The 3,023-nt window shown below is 54.3% G+C and carries 5 protein-coding genes and 1 pseudogene; 3 read left to right on the forward strand and 3 right to left on the reverse strand.

All coding sequences use genetic code 11. The annotated features are described in order from the left end of the window. Together Q7T06_RS12560 and Q7T06_RS12565 are read left to right on the forward strand one after the other, a co-directional pair. Positions 1-632: pseudogene (locus tag Q7T06_RS12560) on the forward strand (alkene reductase); the annotation flags it as partial. A 97-nt stretch (positions 633-729) separates the two neighbouring features. Next, positions 730-1,107, forward strand: coding sequence for a group III truncated hemoglobin (locus tag Q7T06_RS12565; protein WP_304785145.1), 378 nt, complete (start codon positions 730-732; stop codon positions 1,105-1,107). Between the two features lie 22 nt (positions 1,108-1,129). Here Q7T06_RS12565 and Q7T06_RS12570 read toward each other — a convergent pair whose 3' ends face one another. Both Q7T06_RS12570 and Q7T06_RS12575 read right to left on the reverse strand, forming a co-directional pair. Then, the gene (locus Q7T06_RS12570) at positions 1,130-1,513 is read right to left on the reverse strand and encodes a SirB2 family protein (RefSeq protein WP_370652386.1); all 384 of its coding nucleotides are present in this window, start codon (positions 1,511-1,513) and stop codon (positions 1,130-1,132) included. Beyond that, positions 1,510-1,830, reverse strand: coding sequence for a GNAT family N-acetyltransferase (locus Q7T06_RS12575; RefSeq protein ID WP_304785146.1), 321 nt, complete (start codon positions 1,828-1,830; stop codon positions 1,510-1,512). Before Q7T06_RS12575 ends, Q7T06_RS12570 begins: the two co-directional genes overlap by 4 nt. A 96-nt stretch (positions 1,831-1,926) precedes the next feature. Here Q7T06_RS12575 and Q7T06_RS12580 point away from each other — a divergent pair, with 96 nt between their 5' ends. Beyond that, positions 1,927-2,361 carry a nuclear transport factor 2 family protein gene (locus Q7T06_RS12580; RefSeq protein WP_304785147.1) on the forward strand — a complete coding sequence of 145 codons (435 nt, stop codon included), beginning with the start codon at positions 1,927-1,929 and terminating at the stop codon, positions 2,359-2,361. 26 nt (positions 2,362-2,387) lie between these two features. Here the strand turns inward: Q7T06_RS12580 and Q7T06_RS12585 are convergent, their stop codons facing one another. Continuing rightward, positions 2,388-2,795, reverse strand: coding sequence for a lysozyme inhibitor LprI family protein (locus Q7T06_RS12585; protein ID WP_304785148.1), 408 nt, complete (start codon positions 2,793-2,795; stop codon positions 2,388-2,390). Between the last annotated feature and the right edge of the window lie 228 nt (positions 2,796-3,023).

Raw genomic sequence — 3,023 nt, forward strand, 5'->3', positions numbered from 1 at the left:
GCGCACTCGATCTGGCAGAAATCCCGGGCATCGTTGCGGCTTATCGCAAAGGTGCGGAAAACGCCAAGCTGGCCGGCTTTGATGGCGTGGAAGTGCATGGCGCCAACGGCTACTTGCTGGACCAGTTCCTGCAGGATGGCAGCAACAAGCGAACGGATGCATACGGCGGCCCGATAGAAAATCGCGCGCGCCTGATGCTGGAAGTCACCGATGCCTGTATAGAAGTGTGGGGCGCCGCGCGCGTCGGCATGCATCTGGCACCGCGCGGCGATGCGCACACGATGAGCGACTCCAATCCTGCGGCAACCTTTACCTATGTCGCACGTGAACTCGGCAAGCGCGGCATTGCCTTCATCTGTGCGCGTGAAGCGCTGGGTGGTGACAGCCTCGGCCGGCAAATCAAGCAAGCGTTCGGCGGCGTATACATTGCGAATGAAAAAATGACGAAGGCGACGGCAGAGCAGCTGATAGAGTCGGGGGCCGCCGATGCAGTCGCGTTCGGCCAATTGTTCATCGCCAATCCGGATTTACCGAAGCGCCTGCAACTCGATGCGCCGTTGAATGCGCCACATTACGAAACCTTCTATGGCGCAACAGCGGAAGGCTATGTTGATTATCCTGCGCTAGCTTGATGCCCATCGATGAAGCGTTTGCCGGGCAGGCGCTTCATCGTTTGCAGGCACTGGTATAGTGCCGATGGTAATCACAGACAGCACAGACAGGCCAGCCATGAAATACGACACCATCACACGCGAGAACATACAGGATCTGGTCGAGCAGTTTTATCGTGCGGTAAGACAGGATGATGCTTTAGGGCCGATATTTACCAGGGTTCTGGGTGACGACTGGACTGCGCATCTAGAAAAACTGGGGGAATTCTGGTCGACAATCGTGCTGGGTACGCGCAGCTTTCATGGCAATGTCTATGGCAAGCACATGCAGTTGGCCGGTATAGAGCCTGAGCATTTCAGGCGCTGGCTCAGCCTGTTTGAAAAAACCGTGAACCGCTTGTTCGATGAAGCGTCGGCGGCGCAGTTCATGCTGATGGCGCATCGCGTTGCCGCGAGTCTGCAACTGGGATTTTTCGGCAAGGTTGAGGTCCAGTAAGCTTGCGTTCAGTCAGCGTGTATCAACTGAAAACCAGCGCCTGTCTGGTGATCGCAACCGCGACGATATAGGCAAATACCAGCAATGCCGCAATAAACGCCATCAACCTGATGCTGGCAGTCTTGCCACGTTTCAATGCAATCATCCCCAGTACTATATAGGCCAGCAGCGCCAGCACCTTCGCAGTCAGCCAGCTTTGCACAAATGGATATTGCGCACTCCATGCCACCATCGTCAGCGCGCTTGCCAGCAGCAGCGTATCGACTACATGCGGCGTGATCTTTAGCCAGCGTTGCTGCAACATTGCTGAATGACGCAGCATCAAGACACCCCGCAGCAGGAACAGGCTGATGCTCAAGGCCGCGCACGTGACGTGGATATGCTTGACTGCGATATAGCTGATCATTCCGTTTTTCCTATATTGAAGATGCGTCGGCTCGCGGGCGTGACCATATCAAAATGTTGCGGATGCTGGCGCAGATAGTGCGCCATGAAGCCGCACACCGGCACGATGCGTTTGCCCTGGCTGCGTACATGTTCGATTGCCTTGCCTGCGACTTGTGAACCGTAACCCCTGCCTTGCAGCGATGGATCGACTTCCGTATGCGTGATCATGCATACCTGATCGAACAGGTAATAATCGACGAAGCCGTATACCCGGTCTCCGTCCCGCCATACATAGCGATGGACGCTTGCTGCGCTTTCTGCTGCCGGGAGGGTCATGCGCTCGGAAATGTAAAAGTTTGCCGGTTTGATGGATATATGCAAAGCATCATGGGATGATACATTTGTTTACATGACACTTACCGGAGGAGCATCATGCCTGACAATAATACCGCTGTTCAGCTGAACAAGCTGGCGCGCGAGCCAGAGGAGTGCAGTCGCATACTGGTTGCCGCGCTGGAATCGGGCGACATTGAATTATCGGTAGCCTTGTATGAGCCGACAGCAGTGCTGTTCAAGAAGTCAGGTGAAACGATGACAGGGCTGGATGCGATCCGCGAAAACAATGCTGGCGTCATTGCCTTGAAACCCAAGTTCACGATTGCATTTATCAAGGCGACCCTGAGTGGTGACGGAACCCTGGCTACGAATCGTATGAAGGCTGAACTGGCGTTTACCAAGCCCGATGGGCAATTGGTAAAAACGAATGTGGATACGCTGGAAGTGTTGCGCAGGCAGGAGGATGGATCGTGGCGCTACATCATCGACGATCCATACGGCAGCATGCGTGCAGGCATGAAGGAGCGCTAGTCGCTGTCATGCCCGCATCGCACAGCTTATGACTTCGTTTTTTCTCTGCGGCTGAGGAAACGTTCCAGATCCGATATGCGTTGCTCGGTATGCAGGCGCATGCAGCTGTAATATTCGATGTCTCTCAAGAGGCTGCCCTTGTTGTAGATGCTGATGGTTTGGCAATCCTGCGCAACAAATTCAACCCACGCATGCTGCGCAACGGGGAACTGCTTTTTGACAGCCTGATAGGGTATGCCTTGCACATCCTTCTTCGGCATCTGCGCTATGAGTGCCTTGTAAGTCTTGTCCAGCCTGTCGCTGGTTTGCTGGTATTCGGCTTTCGCACATGCGCTCATTTCCTGCGTCGAGTTTTTTGCAATGCAGGGATCAACCGGCTGCGAAAATGCGGAGAAGGGGAGCAAGGCCAAAAAAGCGAGTGTGATTTTATTCATCGTATCTCTGTCAAAAAGAATTTATAAGGGCGAACGTTTGCAGCAAGACAGTTAGCGTACCGCAACAGCTTGCTTGATATTTTGATCAGCGTCAACAAACCTTCGGCTGGCAAGCCCGGCATCCAGAACCAGGCTCGACTGGCATCGCCGGCCTAGGACTTGAGCCTGTATCCAGTCTTGAATATCCGCCACACGACTATCAGGCACAGGCCCAGGAATGCCAGCGCC

It is taken from the genome of Herminiimonas sp. (genome assembly GCF_030645555.1).
Classification (GTDB): domain Bacteria; phylum Pseudomonadota; class Gammaproteobacteria; order Burkholderiales; family Burkholderiaceae_D; genus Oxalicibacterium.